Here is a 22,589-nt window from a genome sequence, read left to right on the forward strand (position 1 = left end):
AGGATTAACAAGTGAAAAATTGATTGATGAATAAAGCAACTTACTCATGTAGGTTGCTTTATTGTTTCTCATGGGTTTTGGTTTAAATTTGCCCCGAAAACTAAAACCTTGTTACACATGAAAAAGCACTTGCATTTGTCTTGGATTTTTGTGCTTAGCCTTGCCTTTGTCTCACACGCATTCTGTCAACTCAAGGGGGCTTGGAAGCAAACTTCTTCTGACGGAAAAACAACGACGTTAATTTGTTCGGGCGATTACCTGATGGTTTCCCAATACAAAAAGAAGGAGTTTTTATATACTGAAGGGGGAGTTTACAACCTCAACGGCGGCACTGTCACCTACAAAAGTGAGTTCAATTCGTCAGATACTTCCAAAGTAGGAAAGACGATGAGTTATAAAATTACTATTTCAGGTAACAAATTATCAGTGGAGGGCTTGGGCGATTGGCAACAGGTAGATGGCAGCAATACCCTCGCCGCCGCCAACTATCGCATTACGGGGCGCATGGGCAACGAAGGTACGGTTACCACCATGCAACGCGGTGCGCGTAAAACCATCAAACTCTTGACAGGTACGCGTTTTCAGTGGGCAGCCATTAACCCCGAAACCAAACAATTTTCAGGTACAGGGGGAGGCACCTACACGATAAAAGACGGAAAATATACCGAAACGATTGAATTTTTCAGCCGTGACAACAACCGAGTAGGGGCTTCTTTAACGTTTGATTACGAACTCAAGGACGGAAAAGACTGGCACCACAGCGGCCTCAGCAGCGCAGGAGCCAAGATTTACGAAGTCTGGAGCAAAGAGCAGTAACCAGTTCACAGCGAGCAGTTTACAGGTCACAGTCAATAGTAGACCAATTTGTTAGTTACTCATTCACAATGAATTGTATTAAAATTCACTCATTCACCAATCACTCATTCACTAATTATTCCCGCTTCGAATGACGATTTCTCAATTATACGATTGCTTTCGTGCCTGCAATAGCGTTTCGACCGATACCCGACAAATTACCGAAGATTGTCTTTTTGTTGCCCTTCGCGGGGATAAATTTGACGGAAACCAATACGCCAAAGATGCACTGGAAAAGGGTGCAAAATATGCGATTGTGGATAACCCAGATTTTGCTGTGGACAACCGTTATTTATTGGTAGACAACAGCTTAGAAGCCTTGCAGCAATTGGCTCACTACCACCGCAAACAGCTGACTATTCCAGTAGTAGGTCTGACCGGTTCCAATGGAAAAACCACTACCAAAGAATTGATAGCGGTAGTTTTAGGCAAAAAATACAAAACCTACGCCACCAAAGGTAATCTCAACAATCACATTGGTGTTCCGCTGACCTTGTTGGCAATTGACGAAAGTTACGAAATGGCCGTCGTTGAAATGGGAGCCAATCATCAAAAAGAAATCGAACTGCTTTGCAGCATTGCCGAGCCTACTCACGGATTGATTACCAACATTGGCAAAGCACATTTAGAAGGTTTCGGAGGGCTCAAAGGAGTGCGCAAAGGAAAAGGGGAATTGTATGATTGGTTGGCCGGCTCGGGAGGAAAGGTTTTTGTGAACGCAGCGAATTCAACGCTTTTGGAAATGGCACAGGAGCGTAATTTTAAGGAATCTGTCACTTATTTATCCAATAGCGACGCCCCCCAAATGCTCGAAAGCTCTCCTTTTGTAAGCTACCAAACTGCCGAAGAAAATACCATTCAAACCCACCTGACGGGAAGGTATAATTTTGAAAATATTGCGGCCGCCTTGGCGATTGGAGCCTATTTTGGAGTATCTGACAGCGATGCCAACCAAGCCGTAGCCGATTACAATCCAACCAATAATCGTTCTCAAATCATTCAAAAAGGCACCAATACGCTGATTATGGATGCTTACAATGCCAACCCATCTTCCATGGCGGCAGCGATAGAAAACTTCGGCAAACTTGAAGCGGAGCGTAAGATGGTGATTTTGGGCGATATGCTTGAATTAGGCGAAGAATCTCCCGAAGAACATTTGGCACTGGGAAAACTGGTAGCCCAACAGAAATTCGGCATCGTGATTTTAGCAGGAAAATTGATAAAAGATGCGCTGCCTGCCTTACCCAAAGCCTACTACTTTCCTGATAAGTTTTCACTGCATAATTGGATTGTAGATCATCCCCAACACCACACACACGTACTGATCAAAGGCTCACGGGGCATGGGATTGGAAACCGTAGTGCCTTATCTGTAAGCAGTTTGGGGACGTAAAGACCGTATTTTAAGGTAGTTATCCCGAGTTTTTAAACTTTCTTAAAAAATTAACACAAGGTTTTGGAATTCGATCTCTTAACTTTGTGTTAACAAATCGTCAACACTTCACACTCCCTGATGAGCGACGTCATAAAGCACGAATGTGGGATTGCCCTCATTCGCCTCCGAAAGCCGTTTCAATATTATATTGATAAATACGGCACACCCCTTTACGCAGTTTATAAGTTACACACCTTGATGGAAAAACAGGTTAACCGCGGCCAAGATGGCGCGGGTGTGGCCAACATCAAATTAGAGGTACCTCCGGGTAGTCGCTATATTAGCCGCTACCGCTCGGTAGATGCCCAACCGGTCGCTGAAATTTTTCAGAAAGTCCAGAAGAAATTCAAAAAGGCTTTCAAAGAACTGAAAGGCGAACAAAAAGACCTTCGTTTCGATGCCAAATGGTTGCAGGAAAACGTCGCTTTTACGGGCGAAGTTTGGTTGGGACACTTGCGTTACGGCACGCACGGGGCCAATGAAATCGAAAACTGCCACCCTATGCTACGCCAAAATAACTGGCGAAGCCGCAACTTGGTGGTAGCAGGAAACTTCAACATGACCAACGTGGACACGCTTTTCGACAAGCTTGTTTCGTTAGGGCAGCATCCCAAAGACCGTGTAGATACCGTAACGGTCATGGAAAAAATCGGTCATTTTTTGGACGAAGAAAACCAACGCGTTTTTGACCGTTTCAAAGGAATTTACGAAAACCCCGATCTTTCTGACGTCATTGAAGACAACATGGACATGGTACGCGTGTTGCACCGTTCCTGCCGTGATTTCGACGGCGGTTTTGCCATGTGCGGAATGACGGGCTCAGGACAGGCTTTTGTGGTACGCGATCCTTCGGGTATTCGTCCAGCGTATTATTACGCAGACGATGAGGTAGTGGTTGTAGCTTCCGAAAAACCGGCCATCAAGGCTGCCTTTAACGCCAATTATGGAGACATTAAGGAAATCAAGCCCGGCCATGCGCTGATTATTGATAAATACGGCGAATACGACCAACACCAAATTCTGAAGCCGCTCGAAAAACGTTCGTGCAGTTTTGAGCGTATTTATTTTTCCCGTGCTTCCGATCCAGATATTTACCATGAGCGCAAAATGCTTGGTAAATTGCTGATTCCGCAAATTTTGGAAGAAATTGATTACGACCTCGAAAATACCGTTTTCTCTTACATTCCCAATACCGCCGAAACTGCCTTTTTTGGTTTGGTAGAAGGCGTGGAAGAGCATTTGGCGAAACAACGCAAAAAAGCAGTCTTGGACGGCAATCATTCATCGGAAGAACTTGACAAGATTTTGTCCTTCCGTCCGCGCATTGAAAAGTTGGTGTCCAAAGATGTGAAACAGCGCACGTTTATTGCCAGCGATGAATCGCGCGAGGAAATGGTCTCGCACGTGTATGACATGACCTACGAAGTTGTAAAAAAAGGCGTAGATACGATTGTGGTCGTGGATGATTCCATTGTGCGCGGTACCACGTTGGAAAAAAGCATTTTGCGTCTATTGGACCGTTTAGGTCCTAAGAAAATTATTATCGTATCGTCGGCGCCGCAAATTCGCTACCCCGACTGCTACGGAATTGATATGTCGAAAGTGAAAGATTTTGTAGCGTTCCGTGCGGCATTATTGCTTCTGAAAGAGCGCGGTTTAGATAATCTCCGCGACGAAATCTACGCGCAATGCGTGGCTGCGCTTGAAACAGGAAATGCCATGAACCAAAATTATGTAAAAGCACTGTTTGAGCGTTTTACTCCCGAGGAAGTATCGCGCAAAGTAGCTGACATTGTTCGTCCGAAAGATTTAAAAGCAGAACTTTCCATTATTTTCCAAACGGTAGAAAACCTGCACAAAGCCTGTCCACATCACAGTGGTGATTGGTATTTTACGGGCAATTACCCAACTCCCGGCGGAAACCGCGTAGTAAACAAAGCCTACGTCAATTTCTACGAAGGACGCGGTGTGGTAAGAGCTTATTAATAATCGTTAACGGTTATCCGTTAATCGTAAAGCCCTGTCAGCAAAAATACTGACAGGGCTTTTTGTTTTGTTTGCCTTCACTATTTTTTGTTACCTAATTCCAATTGTGTATCATTAAAAATCAGTTTTAGCATTTTTGGATGTAACTTTGTTAAAAGTAAAATGGTACTATGAAATTTGTAGATGTAAAAAACGACGTCGCTTTTCGGAAAGTTTTCGGCAATGAAAACCGAAAAGAAACTCTTATCTCTTTCCTAAATGCAATTTTAGGTTTTCATGGAAATCAACGGATTACCAAAGTAAACATTCTCAATCCTTATCAGCTTCCAAAGTTAAAAGGAGGCAAGGTAACAATCATTGATGTCAAAGCAACCGACTATATGGGCCGTTCGTTTATTATCGAAATGCAGGTGGCTGACATAGATGGTTTTGACAAAAGAGTATTGTATTATACCTCTAAAAGTTACGCAGATCAAATAAAACGGGGCGATTTTTATAGAAAGCTGTAACCGGTTATTTTCATTGGAATACTTGATTTTGAGCATACTCAAAATCCAAATTACATCAGCCGCAGTCAGGTACGAGATATTGAGACAGGTGAACAGACTATTAAAGACGTCGAATTTAACTACATCGAACTTCCTAAATTCAACAAAGAGTTGTCTGAATTGAAAACCCTGACGGAAAAATGGGTGTATTTTATAAAAAATGCTGAAAATCTGGAAGTTATCCCTAAAAACATCCACGATGCGGGCTTAAAATCAGCCTATGAAGAAGCCAATATTCAAACGTGGACACAGGAAGAATTAGATGCCTACGATTATGTTTTTATGCGCGAAGAAGATGAACGTGCTAAATACGATAAAGCAATAAAAAACGCAGTGAAAAGTGCCGTAAAAAGTGCTGTAAAAGCAAAAGAAGAAGAATTAGTGATTGGACTTTGGAAAAATGGAGTTCCAACGGATGTCATTTCCAAATCTGCTAAATTGCCAATTGAACAGGTACAGGAAATTTTGGAAAAATACACATAAAAATGAAACCCCTCTCCCGCCGCCGCTTTCTTCAATCTTCCTCGCTATTGGCCGGTACTGCGCTATTACCCCAATTTAGGTTGGCGCCGAATTCATTGCGCTTGGGTGGCCCTATCTTTTTAAAAAGCGATGACCCGGTAGAATTGGCGAAAGAGCATCGACGTTTGGGGTACAGTGCTGCTTATGTACCTGCGGTAAAAGTGGGAGAAACAGCTAAAATCCAGGCCATTCGGAAAGCGTTTGCGGAGCAGAATATCATTATTGCCGAAGTAGGCGCGTGGGTCAATATGCTCGACCAAGACGCCGAAAAACGAAAGAAAAACATCGATTACGTTACCGAACGGCTGGCATTGGCGGAGGAAATTGGCGCATTGACCTGCATTGATATTGCGGGTTCGTACAATCCCAAACACTGGGACGGACCAGATGCACGAAATTTGACCAAAGACTATTTTGATGCCACGGTCGAAAACTGCCGCAAAGTAATTGACGCCGTAAAACCCAAAACGACCAAATTTGCATTAGAAATGATGGGTTGGAGCTTACCCAACGATGCCGATTCCTGCCTGAGATTCATTAAAGCCATTGACCGACCAGCCTTTGCGGCCCACGTCGATATTGCCAACATCATCAATTCTCCCGAACGGTTTTATCAAAATACGGCATTGATTAACGATACTTTCAAAAAGCTTGGGAAGTGGATCGTGTCTTGCCACGCCAAAGATGTCGTGGGAAAAGATGTACATTTTGCCGAAACCATGCCTGGGCGGGGAAGTATGGACTATGCGGCTTACCTGCGAAATGTAACAGCGCTGCCACGCGAAGTGCCTTTGATGCTGGAACACCTGCGTACTGCCGAAGAATACGACGAAGCACGATTGTATGTTATGAAAGTAGCGAAAGAAACGGGTATCTCATTGACGTAATAGCTATTTTTTCTGATTTAAACCCTGATAGCGTTTGGAACGCTGTCAGGGTTTGTTTTTTGTCCCATTTATCAGAACATTCGTCACAGTTTTTACATTGGGGTAAGCGCTACGGGTACCTTTGAGCCATCAAATACCCATTAACAGCCATTTTTCTTTTTTCTGCATAACAAAATCCTGACTAAACCTATGACTCTTCAACGCTTCCGTCAAATCGAATTTTGGGTGATTACGGCCCTGGTTGCATTGTTTTTATTAATCACACTTGCCACTGATTACCACAATTTTTCACGCGTGTGGTTTCACATTGATGCCCTTGAACAGAATCGTATTTTACTCCGCTACGATTGGGTAATGAATGGGCTATGGCCTATCCTGAGTGTTTTCCTGACCTTGTATGGCAGTTGGTACGCGCTGAATTACGTCATTATTCCAAGATATTGGCCCAATAATCTCAATTTTTTCGCGCTTGGATGGATATTGATTGGCATTGTTGTGCTGACGGGAGCTTGGAGTTATTTGTATTTCTGGGAAGGACTTGATTTTCGACACGATATAAATTACAAAATTATTGGCGCGAAAATTTGGTCTTCTTTTCGCCTCAGAAACTTAGCTTTACTCAGTGGTGGTCTGTTCTTGGCTTTGTCCTTATACACTCTTCTTTCTCAGGCCTATCAATGGGCGCTGCAACAACCGGAAACGGATCCCAACCCAAACCAAAAAGTCATTAAAGATGGCAGCATTTTGGCATTTATTGGATTTGTGCTGTGGATTGCTTCCCAAATCACGGCGCTTAATTTGTTCCTTATCCCCGGTTTGATTTGGGTACAGGGCGCATTTCTTCACGCTTATTTGTATCATCACAACCTGCTGAGATGGAGAACGTTTACTTTTCGTAAAAGTCATGAGAATCGCCAAGCCTTCTTGATCTTGTTAACTACTTTTGCTATTAGTTTCGGCAGCAGTATAGTTTTGGTTTTGCTTCATGACTCATTTCGAAATTACTTGTATGGCTCCAATGTAGGAGATATTCTTGCATTTTGGCTGGTTTCCTGGCTGGGAGCAGTTGCTGTTACGTTGATTCGCCAGTTTATGGTGAAGCCGCTGGAAACCAACCTCAACCGCAATGTAGCCGAACTTTCCGCCCTGCGTGCCCAAATCAATCCGCATTTTTTGTTCAACGCCATGAACACGCTGTATGCCACAGCCATTGAGGAAAAAGCTGAACGGACTTCACAGGGGATTCAGCAACTGTCGGACATGATGCGCTTTATGATGCATGAAAATAATCAAGACCAAATTGACGTACAACAGGAAGTAACCTATCTGCGAAACTATATTGATTTACAGCGACTTCGGCTAACAGAAACTGATAAACTGGAGTTAAAAGTGGACTTAGACGATACGCTTTGCCTTCGGAGTATTGCCCCGATGTTGCTGATACCTTTTGTGGAAAATGCGTTTAAACACGGCATCAGTCTGCGTAATCAATCCTGGATTTACATTAAATTGTACTGCCAACAGGACCAACTTCATTTTTCCGTTTTTAACAGCCTACACCCGCGCCACGAAGAAGACCCCGAAAAACACTCTTCCGGAATTGGGTTGGTCAATGTTCAAAAACGTCTTGAATTGCTCTATCCTAAAAACCATCAGCTTCAAATTCACCGTACCGAAAAAGAGTTTTCGGTGAATCTCGTGATTGACCAATCGGCCAAGAAGTCGCGGCGAATGGTATCAAAAATTTCACCGAATCAAATGCCCGTTTGACTGACCTTATTTGAACAGAACTTACTGCCAAAGTCGTTTGGCACGTGCATAAATGGTAACAGTGACCAAAATCAATTCTATCAAGATGAATTACTTTGTAAGAATTAAGAATCAATAAATTCTTAATTTTAACTGTTTATAAACTGGTTAAATGAATGATTGCCATCGCGATAGACGACGAACCCAAAGCACTTGATATTGTACGCGTTTTTGCCGAGAAAGTACCGTTTCTGGAGCTGAAAGCAACTTTTCAGGACGCTTTTGAAGCACTGGATTTTCTCCAAAAAGAAGCGGTAGATTTGATTTTTTTGGACATTAAAATGCCCGACATTTCGGGACTTGAATTCTTAAAAATACTTTCCAATCCCCCTTTGGTCATTTTCACAACGGCCTACGCCGAACATGCCGTGCAGAGTTACGACTTCGATGCGATTGATTATTTGCTCAAACCATTTGCCCTCAGCCGATTCTTAAAAGCCTGTACCAAAGCCAACGAAGTACTGAAAATCAGAAGCGGAGCTACGCAAGACGAAAGCAAGCGTGAGTTGGTTCTAAATAGCGGACCCACACCTACTGCTTTGGAAAGTATCTTTGTTAAAAACAGCTACGAGCAAGTCCGGGTAATGTTGGACGATATTTTGTATTTAGAAGCAGGAGGAAATTATGTGGTTTTTGTCACCAAACAGCAAAAAATTGCCTCTCGCATGACCATGAGCGAAGCTAAAAATTTATTACCCAAAGAACGTTTTGTACGGATTCACCGCTCCTACATCGTAGCCAAAGACAAAATTGAACGGTTTGACCGATACGAAGTATGTATTCAAAATCAGCTCATTCCGATTGGGGCCAATTACAGTACTTCGCATTTGAAATAAATTCAACTCTCCTCCTATTTTACAAAACAGCGATTGCCGTAGTCAGTATCTCCACTGTCCACTTCATTTGAGCCTAAATTTCTTTCTTCTATAGTAAAAATTGCGGTGAAATTTTATAAATTTCTACCCGAATTATTTCTACCAAACCTAACCTTTTACTGCAATGAAATCTTTACAAATCAACTACTTGGCTGTATTGGCCGCTGCTATTGTCACTTTTATTTTAGGCGTTGCCTGGTACATCGGTTTCAGCGAGCCTTGGATGAAATTGGCCAGCCTTACCGAAGCCCAAATACAGGCAAACGGTGGCGGGGGCTTTGCCTACATCATCAGTTTTATCACCTATATTTTGGGGCGTACGCCTTGGCTATTTTGTTCAAATCCATGAAGATCAGTACCGTACAAACGGGTGCCATGACAGGGGCATTGATTGGGGCGTTGATTGTGGGTGGCAATATTTTTACTAACAATGCTTACGAGTTAAAACCCGTTGGGCTATCTATCCTGAATGCAGGGTTCAGCGCCATCAGCGGGGCAGCGATGGGGGCGATTTTGGGCGGATGGAAGAAGTATAAATAAGCGAATAGTGAAAAAACTGTAAAAAAGCACCCGTCGGACGGGCTTCTCCCGTTTAAACCGACCGATGCTTTTTTGTATTATTGCAAAAAAATCCATAACCCCTTAACACATGTCTAAACCTTCTAACCAAAATTTACTTTTTGGACTTCCCGTAATTGTGGCCGCATTGGGCTATTTTGTTGATATTTATGATTTGTTATTATTCGGCATTGTACGCGTGCCCAGTCTCAAAGATTTAGGACTGAGTGATCAGGAAGTATCCACCATCGGAGCTTCCATCATTAGCTGGCAAATGGGCGGATTGCTCATCGGCGGAATACTCTGGGGCGTGTTGGGTGATAAAAAAGGCCGACTTTCCGTACTTTTTGGCTCCATCATTACCTATTCCATTGCCAACATCTTATGCGGTTTTATTCAGGATACTTCATTTTTACCGGCAACGGATTTATACAAATATTTACGCTTTATTGCCGGAGTTGGCTTGGCGGGTGAATTAGGCGCCGGTATTACGTTGGTTTCCGAAATCCTTCCCAAAGAATTGCGTGCCATTGGAACGTCATTAGTAGCAGGGATTGGTCTTTTAGGAGCGGTAGTCGCTTATTTTACCGTCGAAGTTTTTGGAGATTGGCGCATTGCTTACTTTGTAGGCGGCGGCTTAGGTTTTGGGCTATTATTGCTGCGAGTGGGCGTGGTAGAATCGGGCATGTTCAAAGGATTATCCTCCCAAAAACACGTTGCCAAAGGCGATTTCTTCTCGTTTTTTACCAATTGGGAACGCTTTAAGCGCTACATCAAGTGTATTGGAATCGGCCTTCCTACGTGGTTTGTGATTGGCATTTTGGCTACTTTCGGTAATGAATTTGGTAAAGCATTTGGCATTGAGGAACCCATCAAACCGGGATTGGCCATCATGTGGTGTTACGTAGGACTCGCCATCGGCGACCTTTCCAGCGGATTTATCAGTCATTATTTTCATTCCCGCAAAAAAGCCGTTGCCCTCCTGATGGCTTTTTCGGGCGTGTTCAGTATTATTTATCTTTTTGCAGGAGTAAAAACGGCTTTTGCTCTGTACAGTCTTTGTGTGCTTATGGGCTTTGGTATCGGCTATTGGGCCATGTTTGTTACCATTGGGGCCGAACAATTTGGCACCAATCTCCGCGCCACTGCCGCCACCACCATCCCCAACATGGTACGTGGAATGGTTATCATTATGACTATGCTTTTTACGGGCTTTAAGTTAGGGACTTTAGACGTTTTCGGATGGTTTCAACTTACGGTCCCCCAATTGGGCGTGATTGGTGCGGGAACTTTGGTCGGAGTGTTAAGTTACTTTTTAGGCTTTTATTCAACCCTCACCGTTCCCGAAACCCACGGCAAAGACCTTGATTTTGTAGAAGAATAAAAAAGAGTGTCGAGGGTCAAATGCAAAGTGTCGAATTAAGTTTTATTTGACATCGCACGGGCGACCCCGTCTGCATTTGACCCTCGAAATTATTTTACCCTCCCTACTCCCCCAACTCGACACTCTCTACTCTGAATTCGACACTAACTTCATGAAATACCGTGCTCTTTTTGCCTTGCCTGTCATTGTGTCGGCCTTAGGCTTTTTTGTAGATGTGTATGACTTACTGATTTTCAGCATTGTACGCATTCCCAGCTTACAATCTATGGGATACTCCGAGGCCGAAGTTTCAAAAATCGGGACCTTTATTTTCAACTCTCAACAGGCGGGTTTACTCGCAGGAGGGATTTTGTGGGGCGTACTGGGCGATAAAAAAGGCCGACTTTCGGTTTTATTTGGTTCCATTGTAACCTATTCTTTGGCCAATATCGCCTGCGGATTTGTGGAAGACCCTAATACGTATGCGTTGCTGCGTTTTGTAGCAGGCGTGGGTCTTTCGGGCGAGATTGGAGCAGCGATGACTCTTGTAACAGAAATTATTCCCAAAGAAGTACGCAGCCTCGGACCTACCTTGGTGGCAGGTGTAGGGTACTTGGGCGCGGGTGCCGCGTACTTAACGCAGGAGTGGTTTGAATGGCGCACGGCCTACATGGTGGGCGGCGGCATGGGACTTTTATTGCTTTTATTACGGGTTAGCGTTTTCGAGTCAGGGTTGTTTTTAGAACTCAAAGAGCAAAATGTCAGCAGAGGCAATTATTTCTATTTTTTCAGCAGTTGGCCGCGTTTTGTTAAATACCTGCGTTGCGTCATGATTGGCGTGCCTACTTGGTTTGTCGTGGGAATATTAGGCACTTTTGGAAATGAATTTGGAAAAGCACTCGGAATTACGGAAGCCATTTCTCCCGGCAAATGCGTTATGTTCATTTACTTTGGATTAACGGCAGGAGATTTTTTCAGTGGACCTTTAAGCCAATGGCTTCATTCCCGGCGCAAAGCCATTGGCTATATTATGTTTGTGGGGGCAATTTGTGCCGGAGTTTATCTGTTCGGGGGTATCACTTCTCCAACAGTATTTTATATAATTTGCTTTTTATCAGGCATTTGCACGGGCTATATCGGTCTTTACCTCATGATGGTAGCCGAACTTTACGGTACCAATCTCCGCGCTACTGCCACTACCTCTGTGCCAAGTATTGTACGCGGGATGGCCATTCCGATGACACTCGCCTTTCAGGCTTTCAAGCCTTCCTTGGGAACACTCGGCGGTGCTGCTATTTTGGGAGCTCTTTGCTACGGATTAGCCCTTTTCTCACTTACCAAAACAGAGGAAACGTACGGAAAGGCACTGGATTTTATGGAAGAATAAAAATTGCAGGTCTTGGTAATTCAAACACAAATGGTTAAAAAATAAGTGCAGAATATCGAATTGAGAATTAACTCGACATTCTGCACTCCAAATTAATTCGACACTTCAAAAAGAATTATCGTAAGCTTACTTCTCCGTATTTTGAGACTACTTTCAGCTTCGTACCGTTTCCTTTTCCAATTTTACCCACGTATTGTTTCGTCATGCGGGGACCGCGGTGGTCGTCGTCTTTGCGATCATCGTCGTTCTGGGTAAAAGCAACTTTACGGTCAGTAGGATATTTAAAGCCGCCGTAGCTTACAGTGACGTCAAAGCTGCAATCATTGTTTTCCATGGGAATCACCACTGATGAATAACTGGCCTGAATATCCAAATTCTCAGCCGATTGATTCAGTTGGTCGATGCGAAAACCGCCTGAAAAGCTGAGTTTGATTTTGCCGGAGCCTTTCAAATTTCCAATCCGTCCTCCTGAATAGCTGATTTGCCCGTCCAGAGTTTCGACTTCGCCGATTTTCATTTTGCCAAACTTATTGACCAATATGAGGTTTTCAACTTTGACAAGATCAAGGGTTGAGTACGCAATGTCAATCGTTCCGTTCAGCATCTGCTGAATATCAGCCTTCCCGTACGATACATCAATGTCATTTTTACTGCCGGTCAAATCAGTGGCTGTAAAACTCCCGTATTTGGATTCGACTACAAGCGGTGCCTTGAAAAAGGGAATATTGGTAGCACCAAAACGGTTTTTAACGGTTAACGGAGTATTTTTCGGCATCGAAACCGTGTAGTCTATCTGTACAAAATTTTTCTCGTTATTGTTACTTTTCCAACTCCAGTTTGAATTCCCGTTTTTGTTAATAACGGTACGAATGCTGATTTGGCCGCCGTCTTTTTTGTCTTCTATTTCCACGCCATCCAAGTACTGTTGGGCGCGGTCGTCGTTATTAGCATTGGCCGTAATGCTGATATCCACCCGGACCTCATTTTTATCCCAAAGGTTGATTTTTACCTGTCCAAATTGATTGTCAAGCAATAAGTTGTCTTTAGATGTTACGTCATAAATTTTAATAACCGACTTTTTCTTTTCGACGCTGCCGTACTCTCCCGCACGGGCTACAAAAGCGAAAAAGCAACTAATAACGATTAACAGATAACTATTAATCTTACGAAAGTTTATCGTTTGCATGGTTGTTCTTGTTTTTGATGCGTTGGATAATATCCAACTGTTGGTTCAGTAAATCAATCTGCCATTGCAGGTTTTGGATCATGGCCTGAATCACGACTTCCTGATTGGGGTTCTTGGGAAGGTCAGATTTCAGGTTTTGGTATGAGCGCTCAAGCTGATCCAATTCCACTGCAAATTCTTTATACAATGCTGGGTCGCTTTCCGTCATTTGACGAAGTTCCGCCCGTTTGTTGTCAATCAATTGGGTATATTGGCTCACTTGTTTGGCAAAACCGGGATCGGCCAAAGCTACTTCCGGAGCCTCCGTAATTCCATAATTCTGATTAATACGATATCCAAACCAACCCAATCCCATGAGGAGGGCAATAGAAGCAGCAATGCGCCAATTCCATTGAAAAGATTTATTTTTCGATGTACCATCACGTTCTAATTTGTCCAAAGAGGAGGGTTTTTCTGATTGTTTATCAAATACACCACCGCCACCTTCTGGTTTAGGCAAAAAGAATGGATTATAGGTACGACCATTCTGAAAACTTTCATGAACAATCGCTGCCTGAAAATTATCCCCTCCTATCGGCTTGGCGTTATCTTTATCTACACTATTATTCTTATCCGTGTTTTCACTGACAATCTCGCTTGCTTTGGGCAATTTTTCACTCAACCGATTCCAAAGGTCATCAGAAGGCTCATGCACATCAAATGCCTCGCGGTTGTCTCTGACGAATCGTTGCAATTTATCTTTCATCTTTTTAGTATTTGGTATGGAGTACTTAGTATTCAGTAATTGCATTTATTCTCACTACTGACTTTTCACCGCTCGGGCACGGTCCGCCGTTGCGTGCCCCGTACTCACTACTAATTTTTCAATAATTCCAATAACTTCTTTTTCCCTCTCATGTATTGCGTTCGGGAAGTGCTTTCGCTGATGCCGAGGATTTCACCGATTTCTTCGTGGTCGTAGCCTTCAAACAAATACAGCGATAAAACCACTCGATAGCCTTCGGGCAGCTGTTCCATACATCGACGAACCCGCTCTACGTCCATTTGAATGCCTTCTTCGTCAAACGACTCAGTATCGGCAATGTCGTGGTCGTCGTCACCGTATCCTTCGATGTCAACGAGCTCCATTTTACGTTGGCGGAGGTGATTGATGGCTTTATTGACCACCACCTGCTTCAGCCACGCCCCAAACGTGGACTGCCCCCTGAACGTATGTAAGTTGCAAAAAGCATCCAAAAATGCTTCCTGCAATACGTCTTCGGCCTCCCCAACGTGGTTGACCACTCGCATACACACATTCATCATGGATTTTGAATAAAGCTTATACAGTTCGTATTGTGCTTTTCGTTCTCCCTGCTTGCAGCGTTCGACGAGCTCGACGTGTCTGTCTATGTATAGTTTAGATTCCAAAGGCTGTAATTTCGAGTTAATGACAAGAACGATTTGGAAAATGTTGCATCACTTTGAAAAAAAATAATGCATAATCTACAATTTTACTGAGTTTTGAGGGAGGCAAGTGTCGGAATGCCACGGCAAAATCTATCAAATCTACGCAAAATCCTAAAATCAATTGGCTAACTTTGGCACAAATGAAAGTGAGGTATGGTCAGAATATTTTATCGAGAGGGTAAACACATCAAACGGGAAACCGATGTTCGAGAGATTGGACATGTGAAAAATATTTTGTGGATAGACTTGCAGTCGCCTTCTCAGGACGAAGAAGAATGGGTGGAAACCAAGTGTAACATTAGTTTTCAGACACCACAGGAAATCGTAGAAATTGAAAGCAGTGCGCGGTATTTTGAACAAGACAATACCATCAACGCCAATTTTAATTTTTTGAAGATTGAATCTGAAGGTTATGCTACCTACCCCGTTTCGGTTTTGGTACGGGAGGGTGTGTTATTTACGTATCGCAGTGGTGACTCTAAGACGTTTGCCGATACGGTACGCAAGATGAAAGTAAGTCAGGATACGTTTCAGACCGGGGTTGATATGCTGTTGCTGCTACTGGAAACCCGCATTGAAAGTGATGCCGATTTGTTGGAAGGCTTGGCCAGAGACATTAGCAATATCAGTAAGGATCTGAATCGTGAGCAGAAAGCCAAGCAGGGAATGCTGTTGAAAATAAGCGCAATGCAGGAAAATACAATGTTGCTGCGCGAAACCATTATTGACAAACAACGCGTATTGTCGGGTATTTTACGCAGTCAATTTTTTCCCGAAGGTCACAAAGAACACCTGCGCATTATCCTGAAAGACATCTCCTCCATTTTAGAATACAGTACATTCAACTTTGAGCGGTTAGAGTATTTGCAAAATACATTTATGGGTTTGATTAACTTGGAGCAAAACCAAATCATTAAAATCTTCACCGTCTTTACCATTATCTTCATGCCTCCCACCCTCATTGCCGGGATTTTTGGGATGAACTACGAAGTGTTACCTACCTCCAAACATGAATTTGGCTTCTGGTTTTCGTTGTTACTGATGGCGTTGTCAATGATAGGAATATGGTCATTTTTTAAACGCAAGCATTGGATATAGCTGTGTAGTTGCATTTTTCAGCAGTCCCGTCATTGCTTACGTACCAATATGTATGTCTCTTAAGCAATCCTATTTTAACAATGATTTTGTTGTCAAAAGCAGTTGACAACAAAATCATTGTCAAAAATATTTTTTGATATATGCTCACTCCGCTAATCATCTCTTTTGGAGCATCTGTCGGGAAAAATTGGGCAAATGCCAATTATCAACGCCGGTCAGTGGAGGCAAACGTAAAATAGTGCCTACTTTGTCCCCGAAAAACAATTTAATCCATCTTTTAACAAAGTTAACTCCTATCAAACACATGAAGAAGTCCGTGATTGTTATTGCGCTTTTATTTGTTTCTACTTTTTCATTTGCCCAATGGACTTTAGACAAAGGCCATTCAAAAGCTACTTTTATCGCCGAACACCACGGCATCTCGGAAGTGGACGGTTACTTTAAAAAAATGGACGGCAAAATTACTGCTTCCAAAGACGATTTGTCTGACGCTGTTTTTGAGTTAACCATCGAGACGCCAAGTATCAATACCGACCTTGAAATGCGGGATAACCACTTAAAAAGTGAGGATATGTTCAATGTGGAAAAATACCCAACGATGACATTTAAAAGCACCGGACTTCAAAAAGTCGGTGGGAATAAGTACAAAATGACGGGCGACCTTACCATCAAAGGAATTACCAAACCCATCACCTTGGACGTAACCATGAACGGTCCCGCCGCGCATCCCAACCCGGCCAATAAAAAACTCCAATTGGGTGTCAAAGCCCTCGGCACCGTCAAAAGAAGCGATTATGGCATTGGGGGTAAATTAGCTACGGTAATGGTTGGCGATGATATCTCCCTGCGAGCTACGGGTGAGTTTCAGAAAAACTAACTTTTGTCAGAAAGTGCTGTTTGCTGCTTGGTAGAACACTGGTTTTTACGATTTTTATGAAAGAATTATGTTCTTTTACGGCGAAAATCATTTTCTTCTTAAAAAATTAGTGTTCTATTGTTTTTACATCTAATTCCTTCAAAATCATGGTAAAGAAAATCCTGTTCGGCTTAGTAGCGGTGTTTATTGTCATTCAATTCATTCACCCTCAGAAAAATCTTTCAAACGATCATCTGTACGATGTTTCTTCCAAATACGCCGTACCCACCGATGTGAAGAACATTTTACAGGTTGCCTGCAACGACTGCCACAGCAATAAGACCGAATACCCTTGGTATTCAAACCTTCAGCCTGTAGCATGGATTTTGGCCGATCACGTTAACGACGGCAAACGCCACCTGAATTTTTCTGAGTTCACTTCCCGCCCGGTTGCTTATCAAAACCACAAGTTTGAAGAAACGATTGAGATGATCAAAGAAGGAGAAATGCCCCTGCCTTCCTATACTTATTTTGGACTTCACTCGGGCGCTAAGCTGACCGAAGCCCAAAAACAAATTCTCATTAAATGGGCAGAAACCAACATGGACTCGCTAAAATCTCAGTATGGCGCGGACAGTCTGGTAATGCGTCGCCCGCAAGGCCCGCCTCCGGGCAAGTAGACTTTCGGGTAAATAACTACTCAAAGAACTTGGTCAAAGTTTAAGTTTTGAAAAAGTTCTTTGAGTACATCCCGCACCGCGTTTTCTTTAAAGTAGTATGAAAAATATTGTACCCACCCACTCCTTCTTTACAGCTTTAGTCATTCTAAGCTTCTCATTAGTTGGTTTTTGGTCAGCCAATGCGCAAACAGGTAAAAAAGCCGCTACCCTAAAAGGTAAAATTACGGACGCTCAAACCAACGCCCCACTCGGCTACGCCACTATTCGCGTCCTCAAAAGCACCGACAGCACGCTGGTTTCAGGCGCTATTTCTGACGATAAAGGTCTATTTTCGGTAGACGCCGCTTATGGGCAGTATTACGCAGTCATTGAGTTCATCGGCTATAAATCATTGAAAACAAGCCCCTTCACACTTTCCAAAGAACAATCTTCGCACGATTTGGGAATTCTCAAAATTGCATCTTCGTCCAAAACCTTGGATGAGGTAGTGGTTCAGGCAGAAAAAAGCTCGATGGAATTATCATTGGACAAAAAAATCTTCAACGTCGGGAAAGACCTTTCCAACGCGGGAGGAACTGCCATTGACATTTTGAGCAATATTCCGTCGGTGTCGGTAGATACCGAAGGGAACGTCAAACTGCGCGGAAGCGACGGCGTACGGATTTTGATTGATGGCAAACCCTCTGGTTTAGTGAGTTTTAAAGGAGGTGCGGGCTTGCAGCAATTGCAGGGTAATCAAATCGAAAAAGTAGAAATCATTACCAACCCCTCTGCTCGCTACGAAGCCGAAGGGTTATCGGGAATTATCAACATCGTTCTCAAAAAAGAACGCAAGCAGGGTTTTAACGGCTCCTTTGAAGTAGTAACGGGTTTTCGGCCTAATTACGGAATTGCGGCCAACATCAACTACCGTAAAAACAAGCTGAATTTCTTCCTCAACTACGGCATTGCCTACCGAGTACCTATCGGCGCAGGACGTATGTATCAGGAAGTATATGGCAAAGATACAACGGCCATTTTACAACAAACTTCAAATAATCACGTCAAAACCGTGGCCAATACCATTCGCGGCGGTTTGGATTATTTCTTTAATGAGAAAAATATATTGACGGCGTCCTATCAGTTCCGGCGCACGGATGTGCTGCGTATTACGGACATTACTTATAAAGATTACATTAACAATCTCACTAATTTAAAGGCAAGCACCGACCGTCAGCAACGGGAAACCGAAGCAGAACCGTATTCGGAATACGCCCTGACCTACAAGAAAACCTACAACCGAAAAAATCAGGAACTGACCGCGGATGTTCGGTATTTGACGTATTGGGAACGCTCGGATCAGACATTTACTCAAAACAGTGTTTTGGCCAACGGTAAGCCCAATACCAAAGCAAATCTGCTGCAAAAATCGTTGAATGACGAGTATGAAAATCAGTTCTTGGCACAGTTGGACTACGTTCAGCCCATTGGGAAAGACGGAAAATTTGAAACCGGCGTTCGCACCAGCTTCAGAGACATGGTGAATGATTATATCGTTACCCAACGCAACGATGCGGGGGTATTTGAGACACTCCCCGGCTTAGACAACTACTTTATTTACAAAGAAAATATTTACGGTGCTTACGGAATCATTGGAAATAAAACCAAGAAAACGAGCTACCAAGTGGGCCTGCGCGCTGAAATGACCGACATTACGACCATTTTGCGCGAGACCAATCAAACCAATCCGCGCAATTACACCAATCTGTTCCCAAGCGCTCACTTCACGTACAATTTGAACAAAGACAATGCTTTACAGCTAAGCTATAGCCGTCGCGTTCGCCGCCCGACCTACAACGATTTGAGCCCGTACGTTACTTTTTCGGACCAACGTAACTTCTTTTCGGGAAATCCTGACCTCAATCCGGAGTTTACCAATTCGTACGATTTAGGGCATATCAATTACTTCGAGAAAGGTTCGTTTACATCGTCTCTGTATTATCGTCACACCAACGGTAAAGTTCTGCGAATTCGTCGCGTTGATGCGCAAGGCTTCTCCAACACGCGCCCCGAAAACTTAGCGACGGAAGACGCTTTTGGGGCAGAATTTACCAGCACGTATACGCCCATCAAATGGTGGAAACTGGATTTTAACTTCAACTTTTTCCGCGCCATTACCGACGGCAAAAACTTGGATGCCAGTTTCAAAGCGGACACGTATAGCTGGTTTACCCGCCAAACTTCCCGCTTTACGTTGGCTCCGCAGACGGATTTACAACTGCGCGCCAACTATGAAGCGCCTCAGCAACTCCCCCAAGGACGCCGCAAAGCCCGTGCTTATCTGGATTTAGCATTCAGCAAAGAAATTCTCAAAGGCAAAGGCTCGCTAACCTTCAACGTTATCGACGTGTTTAACTCCCGCTACATGCGTACCATCACCGAAGGGGTCAATTTCTATACCGAAGCAACGATGGGAATGCGCGCCCGCCAATTTAATTTGACGGTGATGTACCGGTTGAATCAGGCAGCCGGCGGCAAAAAACAGAAGAGTTTGATTAGTGGAGAAGAGGGATAGTGATACCTTATGCCGACTTTTGACAGATAAAAATCAAGTAATCAATGGATAAACCTTTTTATGATTTTGTAATTTTAGAAGATGCTTTTAGGTATGAATTTACAAGTATTGGAGAAAAAGAGATTCTTAAAGTTATAGTATATCAGCAAACTGATTTACCTGATTTTTTCAGTTTAACTTTAGCCGATGTTTTGCCTGATGGTTCGTTGGATGTATTTGTGGAAAGTAAGAATGGTGACATGGAAAAAAATTTAGCGACCGTCATACAAACAATACTGGCGTTTTTGTCCCATAATCCTAATGCAAAGATTGCTTTTTCGGGAAGTACTACTCATAGAACACGATTGTACAGCATCATTTTAACTAAAGAGATAGAAAAAGTGGGTCACTTTCTGACTATTTTAGGGCTATCAGATAAAGGGTTAGTACCTTTTGAAAGGAATGAAAAATATGACGAATTTGTTATTCTCAAAAAGAAATAATACTATTGAAATATGGAGACAAATTTGATGCCCTCGAAACGGAACTCTCCCAAAAAGAAAATAGGAAAGTTCAATACGCTTAATGAAGCTGTAGCTCATAAAACTGACTTGGTCAATCAATTGCTTGCAAAAATTGATAAACAGCAATTAGATACCCTAACAAAATAGTTTCTATTCACTTTATCTTCTACGGCGGTTTGAAGGATTGGCAACTGTTGTGAACTACTATAATTGCATCAAATAGCAATGCAAAGACGTGAATTTATAAAATCAGCCGCCTTAACAGGACTCGCAACCGAGTTCCCTCTAACACCCAACCCTACATTCCCCAAACCCCAAAAAGCCCTCACGTTTTTGTTTCAGGGCGACTCCATCACCGACGGAAACCGAGGCCGCAGCCTCGACCCCAATCACATTATGGGGCATGGGTACGCGTATTCGGTGGCAAGTCGAATCGGGGCGGATTTTCCGGAAGAGGGCTTTACGTTTTATAATCGAGGCATTAGCGGCAACAAAATCACGGATTTACAAAAACGCTGGGAAACCGACACGCTCAATCTCAAACCCGATGTACTCAGCATTTTGATTGGCATCAACGACACGGCCGCTACTCTCAATAAGCCCGCCGAAGCCACCACCATCGATGAGTTTGAAAGTATTTACCGTGGCTTATTAACCGACTGCCGACGTGCCAATCCTGAGATTTTATTTGTGTTGGGAATCCCCTTTGTGTATCCTGTAGGCAAACGCGCCGAGAATTTTGAAAAATGGCGTGATGATACCAACAAGCGCCAAGCTGTTATTCGCAAACTGGCCGGAGAGTTTGCCGCTGTAGTAGTGGATTATCCTGCCGTTTTTGACAAAGCTCTAAAAAAAGCTCCCGCCGAGTACTGGATATGGGACGGCATTCATCCCACGGTCTTTGCCCACGAACTCATGGCACGGGAATGGATAAAGCAGGTTGGGAAGCGTTTGCGGTTTTTGAGGTAATAAAAGCCTTACTTTTCTTACCGGCATACTTCTTTAGGCGTATAGAAGAGAAAATACATTACTTCAAACTTCTATTTGCTATGAAAAAAATAATTGGAATCGTTCTTATCGTCCTTGCTATTGTATTGGGATACAATGGAGTTCAAAAATTTCAGAACAGCTCAGCTTTGGTAAAAGTGCTGGGCTTAAAAATTGACGCCGATAATGAAAGTGGAAAATCATCCGCCTACATTCAATTGGGCTTGGCCGTGTTGGCCTTAGGAGCAGGTGTATTTTTATTAAAATCTGAACGGTAATCCAGTCTTTTTAGACGACGTAGGTGAAAAAAACCAACTTCAAAAAGTAAAAGAGAGTGAGTACAACTTAGCTTTTATTGATATTGCATTGGCCGAAGCATGTTTAACGGTATTCTGAATAGCCTCCTGAAGCACTCGAAATAAATTAATAGCTTGAATAGAAGATAACTCTACTGTGTTTTGGATTTCTTTAAAATCGGCAGTAAAAGTTAGAAGGCCATCGAAAGATTTCGATAGATACGTATTCAAACGAGTTTCGAAATCTAAAAAGGTTATTCTTTTTTGATGTGTTACCCAAATCGAATCCCTCAGGCTTTGAATAGCTTCACGTACATATTCATTAATTTTCTCTATTTTATCGATGCCTAATTTTTGTTTCTCTGCTAAATAAATGGCGTTATCGAGGCTTGAAGTAACAATCGTTAACTGAGATCCTACGCTATCATGTAAATCTCGACTTATACGTTCTTTTTCCTTATAAAGATTAATTTCATTTTCTAAAGCTAAGCGAGCAGCTCTGTCTTTTTCAATCCTTAATTTTCTAATTTGTAATGTAATTCCGACGAACAAGACAAAGACATCGAAAAGAATACACAATAGCCTCACTTTATATGATAACCAAGAGGTATCTTGTATCAAACTTACATTCTTTAAAAGCTTAGATTCAAGAATCAAATGCAATCTACTGATTGAGTAGATTTATTGTATAAAAAAAGAGTTAGCGAGTGTGTTATTTTTGGGTATCGAATCCTAAATAACATGAGAAATTTCATC

The 22,589-nt window shown here is 42.9% G+C and carries 21 protein-coding genes and 1 pseudogene; 18 read left to right on the forward strand and 4 right to left on the reverse strand.

Annotation, left to right across the window (positions count from 1 at the left end; translation table 11 throughout):
- Positions 1–117: 117 nt before the first annotated feature.
- From Q0081_RS01225 to Q0081_RS01275, 11 genes and pseudogenes are all read left to right on the forward strand, one after another.
- The gene (locus Q0081_RS01225) at positions 118–816 is read left to right on the forward strand and encodes a membrane or secreted protein (RefSeq protein WP_298348382.1); all 699 of its coding nucleotides are present in this window, start codon (positions 118–120) and stop codon (positions 814–816) included.
- A 130-nt stretch (positions 817–946) separates the two neighbouring features.
- Positions 947–2,230, forward strand: coding sequence for a UDP-N-acetylmuramoyl-tripeptide--D-alanyl-D-alanine ligase (gene murF / locus Q0081_RS01230; RefSeq protein WP_298348384.1), 1,284 nt, complete (start codon positions 947–949; stop codon positions 2,228–2,230).
- Between the two features lie 137 nt (positions 2,231–2,367).
- Positions 2,368–4,275 carry an amidophosphoribosyltransferase gene (locus Q0081_RS01235; RefSeq protein WP_298348386.1) on the forward strand — a complete coding sequence of 636 codons (1,908 nt, stop codon included), beginning with the start codon at positions 2,368–2,370 and terminating at the stop codon, positions 4,273–4,275.
- Positions 4,276–4,445: 170 nt separating this feature from the next.
- Positions 4,446–5,306: pseudogene (locus tag Q0081_RS01240) on the forward strand (Rpn family recombination-promoting nuclease/putative transposase).
- Positions 5,307–5,308: 2 nt separating this feature from the next.
- The gene (locus Q0081_RS01245; protein ID WP_298348387.1) at positions 5,309–6,232 is read left to right on the forward strand and encodes a sugar phosphate isomerase/epimerase; all 924 of its coding nucleotides are present in this window, start codon (positions 5,309–5,311) and stop codon (positions 6,230–6,232) included.
- Positions 6,233–6,421: 189 nt separating this feature from the next.
- Positions 6,422–8,002 carry a sensor histidine kinase gene (locus Q0081_RS01250; RefSeq protein WP_298348388.1) on the forward strand — a complete coding sequence of 527 codons (1,581 nt, stop codon included), beginning with the start codon at positions 6,422–6,424 and terminating at the stop codon, positions 8,000–8,002.
- Positions 8,003–8,157: 155 nt separating this feature from the next.
- Positions 8,158–8,877, forward strand: coding sequence for a LytTR family DNA-binding domain-containing protein (locus tag Q0081_RS01255; RefSeq protein ID WP_298348389.1), 720 nt, complete (start codon positions 8,158–8,160; stop codon positions 8,875–8,877).
- Between the two features lie 163 nt (positions 8,878–9,040).
- Positions 9,041–9,265 carry a DUF1761 family protein gene (locus Q0081_RS01260; protein ID WP_298348391.1) on the forward strand — a complete coding sequence of 75 codons (225 nt, stop codon included), beginning with the start codon at positions 9,041–9,043 and terminating at the stop codon, positions 9,263–9,265.
- Complete coding sequence (locus tag Q0081_RS01265) at positions 9,262–9,456, forward strand: hypothetical protein (protein WP_298348393.1); 195 nt, start codon at positions 9,262–9,264, stop codon at positions 9,454–9,456. Before Q0081_RS01260 ends, Q0081_RS01265 begins: the two co-directional genes overlap by 4 nt.
- Positions 9,457–9,565: 109 nt before the next feature.
- Positions 9,566–10,858, forward strand: coding sequence for an MFS transporter (locus tag Q0081_RS01270; protein WP_298348395.1), 1,293 nt, complete (start codon positions 9,566–9,568; stop codon positions 10,856–10,858).
- 151 nt (positions 10,859–11,009) lie between these two features.
- On the forward strand, positions 11,010–12,224 hold the full coding sequence (locus Q0081_RS01275) for an MFS transporter (RefSeq protein WP_298348397.1): 1,215 nt from the start codon (positions 11,010–11,012) through the stop codon (positions 12,222–12,224).
- A gap of 115 nt (positions 12,225–12,339) precedes the next feature.
- Here the strand turns inward: Q0081_RS01275 and Q0081_RS01280 are convergent, their stop codons facing one another.
- From Q0081_RS01280 to Q0081_RS01290, 3 genes are all read right to left on the reverse strand, one after another.
- The gene (locus Q0081_RS01280; protein WP_298348399.1) at positions 12,340–13,410 is read right to left on the reverse strand and encodes a hypothetical protein; all 1,071 of its coding nucleotides are present in this window, start codon (positions 13,408–13,410) and stop codon (positions 12,340–12,342) included.
- A complete protein-coding gene (locus Q0081_RS01285; RefSeq protein WP_298348401.1) occupies positions 13,388–14,155 on the reverse strand; it encodes a hypothetical protein in 768 nt (255 codons plus the stop codon). Before Q0081_RS01285 ends, Q0081_RS01280 begins: the two co-directional genes overlap by 23 nt.
- Positions 14,156–14,265: 110 nt before the next feature.
- The gene (locus tag Q0081_RS01290) at positions 14,266–14,820 is read right to left on the reverse strand and encodes an RNA polymerase sigma factor (RefSeq protein WP_298348402.1); all 555 of its coding nucleotides are present in this window, start codon (positions 14,818–14,820) and stop codon (positions 14,266–14,268) included.
- A 192-nt stretch (positions 14,821–15,012) separates the two neighbouring features.
- Between Q0081_RS01290 and corA the strand changes: the two genes are divergently transcribed.
- The 7 genes from corA (at position 15,013) to Q0081_RS01325 (ending at position 21,815) form a co-directional block, all read left to right on the forward strand.
- On the forward strand, positions 15,013–15,957 hold the full coding sequence (gene corA, locus Q0081_RS01295) for a magnesium/cobalt transporter CorA (RefSeq protein WP_298348403.1): 945 nt from the start codon (positions 15,013–15,015) through the stop codon (positions 15,955–15,957).
- 304 nt (positions 15,958–16,261) lie between these two features.
- Entirely contained in the window at positions 16,262–16,834 is a 573-nt protein-coding gene (locus tag Q0081_RS01300; RefSeq protein ID WP_298348404.1) for a YceI family protein, read from the forward strand.
- Between the two features lie 146 nt (positions 16,835–16,980).
- Positions 16,981–17,493, forward strand: coding sequence for a heme-binding domain-containing protein (locus Q0081_RS01305; protein ID WP_298348405.1), 513 nt, complete (start codon positions 16,981–16,983; stop codon positions 17,491–17,493).
- Positions 17,494–17,590: 97 nt separating this feature from the next.
- A complete protein-coding gene (locus Q0081_RS01310; RefSeq protein WP_298348406.1) occupies positions 17,591–20,047 on the forward strand; it encodes an outer membrane beta-barrel family protein in 2,457 nt (818 codons plus the stop codon).
- Positions 20,048–20,091: 44 nt separating this feature from the next.
- Positions 20,092–20,529: a DUF6934 family protein gene (locus tag Q0081_RS01315; RefSeq protein ID WP_298348408.1), complete on the forward strand. Its 438-nt coding sequence runs from the start codon at positions 20,092–20,094 to the stop codon at positions 20,527–20,529.
- A gap of 246 nt (positions 20,530–20,775) precedes the next feature.
- Complete coding sequence (locus tag Q0081_RS01320; protein WP_298348410.1) at positions 20,776–21,519, forward strand: SGNH/GDSL hydrolase family protein; 744 nt, start codon at positions 20,776–20,778, stop codon at positions 21,517–21,519.
- A gap of 80 nt (positions 21,520–21,599) precedes the next feature.
- Positions 21,600–21,815, forward strand: a complete 216-nt coding sequence (locus Q0081_RS01325; RefSeq protein WP_298348412.1) for a hypothetical protein — start codon at positions 21,600–21,602, stop codon at positions 21,813–21,815.
- A 39-nt stretch (positions 21,816–21,854) separates the two neighbouring features.
- Here Q0081_RS01325 and Q0081_RS01330 read toward each other — a convergent pair whose 3' ends face one another.
- Positions 21,855–22,454 carry a sensor histidine kinase gene (locus Q0081_RS01330; RefSeq protein ID WP_298348413.1) on the reverse strand — a complete coding sequence of 200 codons (600 nt, stop codon included), beginning with the start codon at positions 22,452–22,454 and terminating at the stop codon, positions 21,855–21,857.
- Positions 22,455–22,589: the final 135 nt, after the last annotated feature.

The organism is Runella sp., from assembly GCF_027484545.1.
Lineage (GTDB): Bacteria > Bacteroidota > Bacteroidia > Cytophagales > Spirosomataceae > Runella.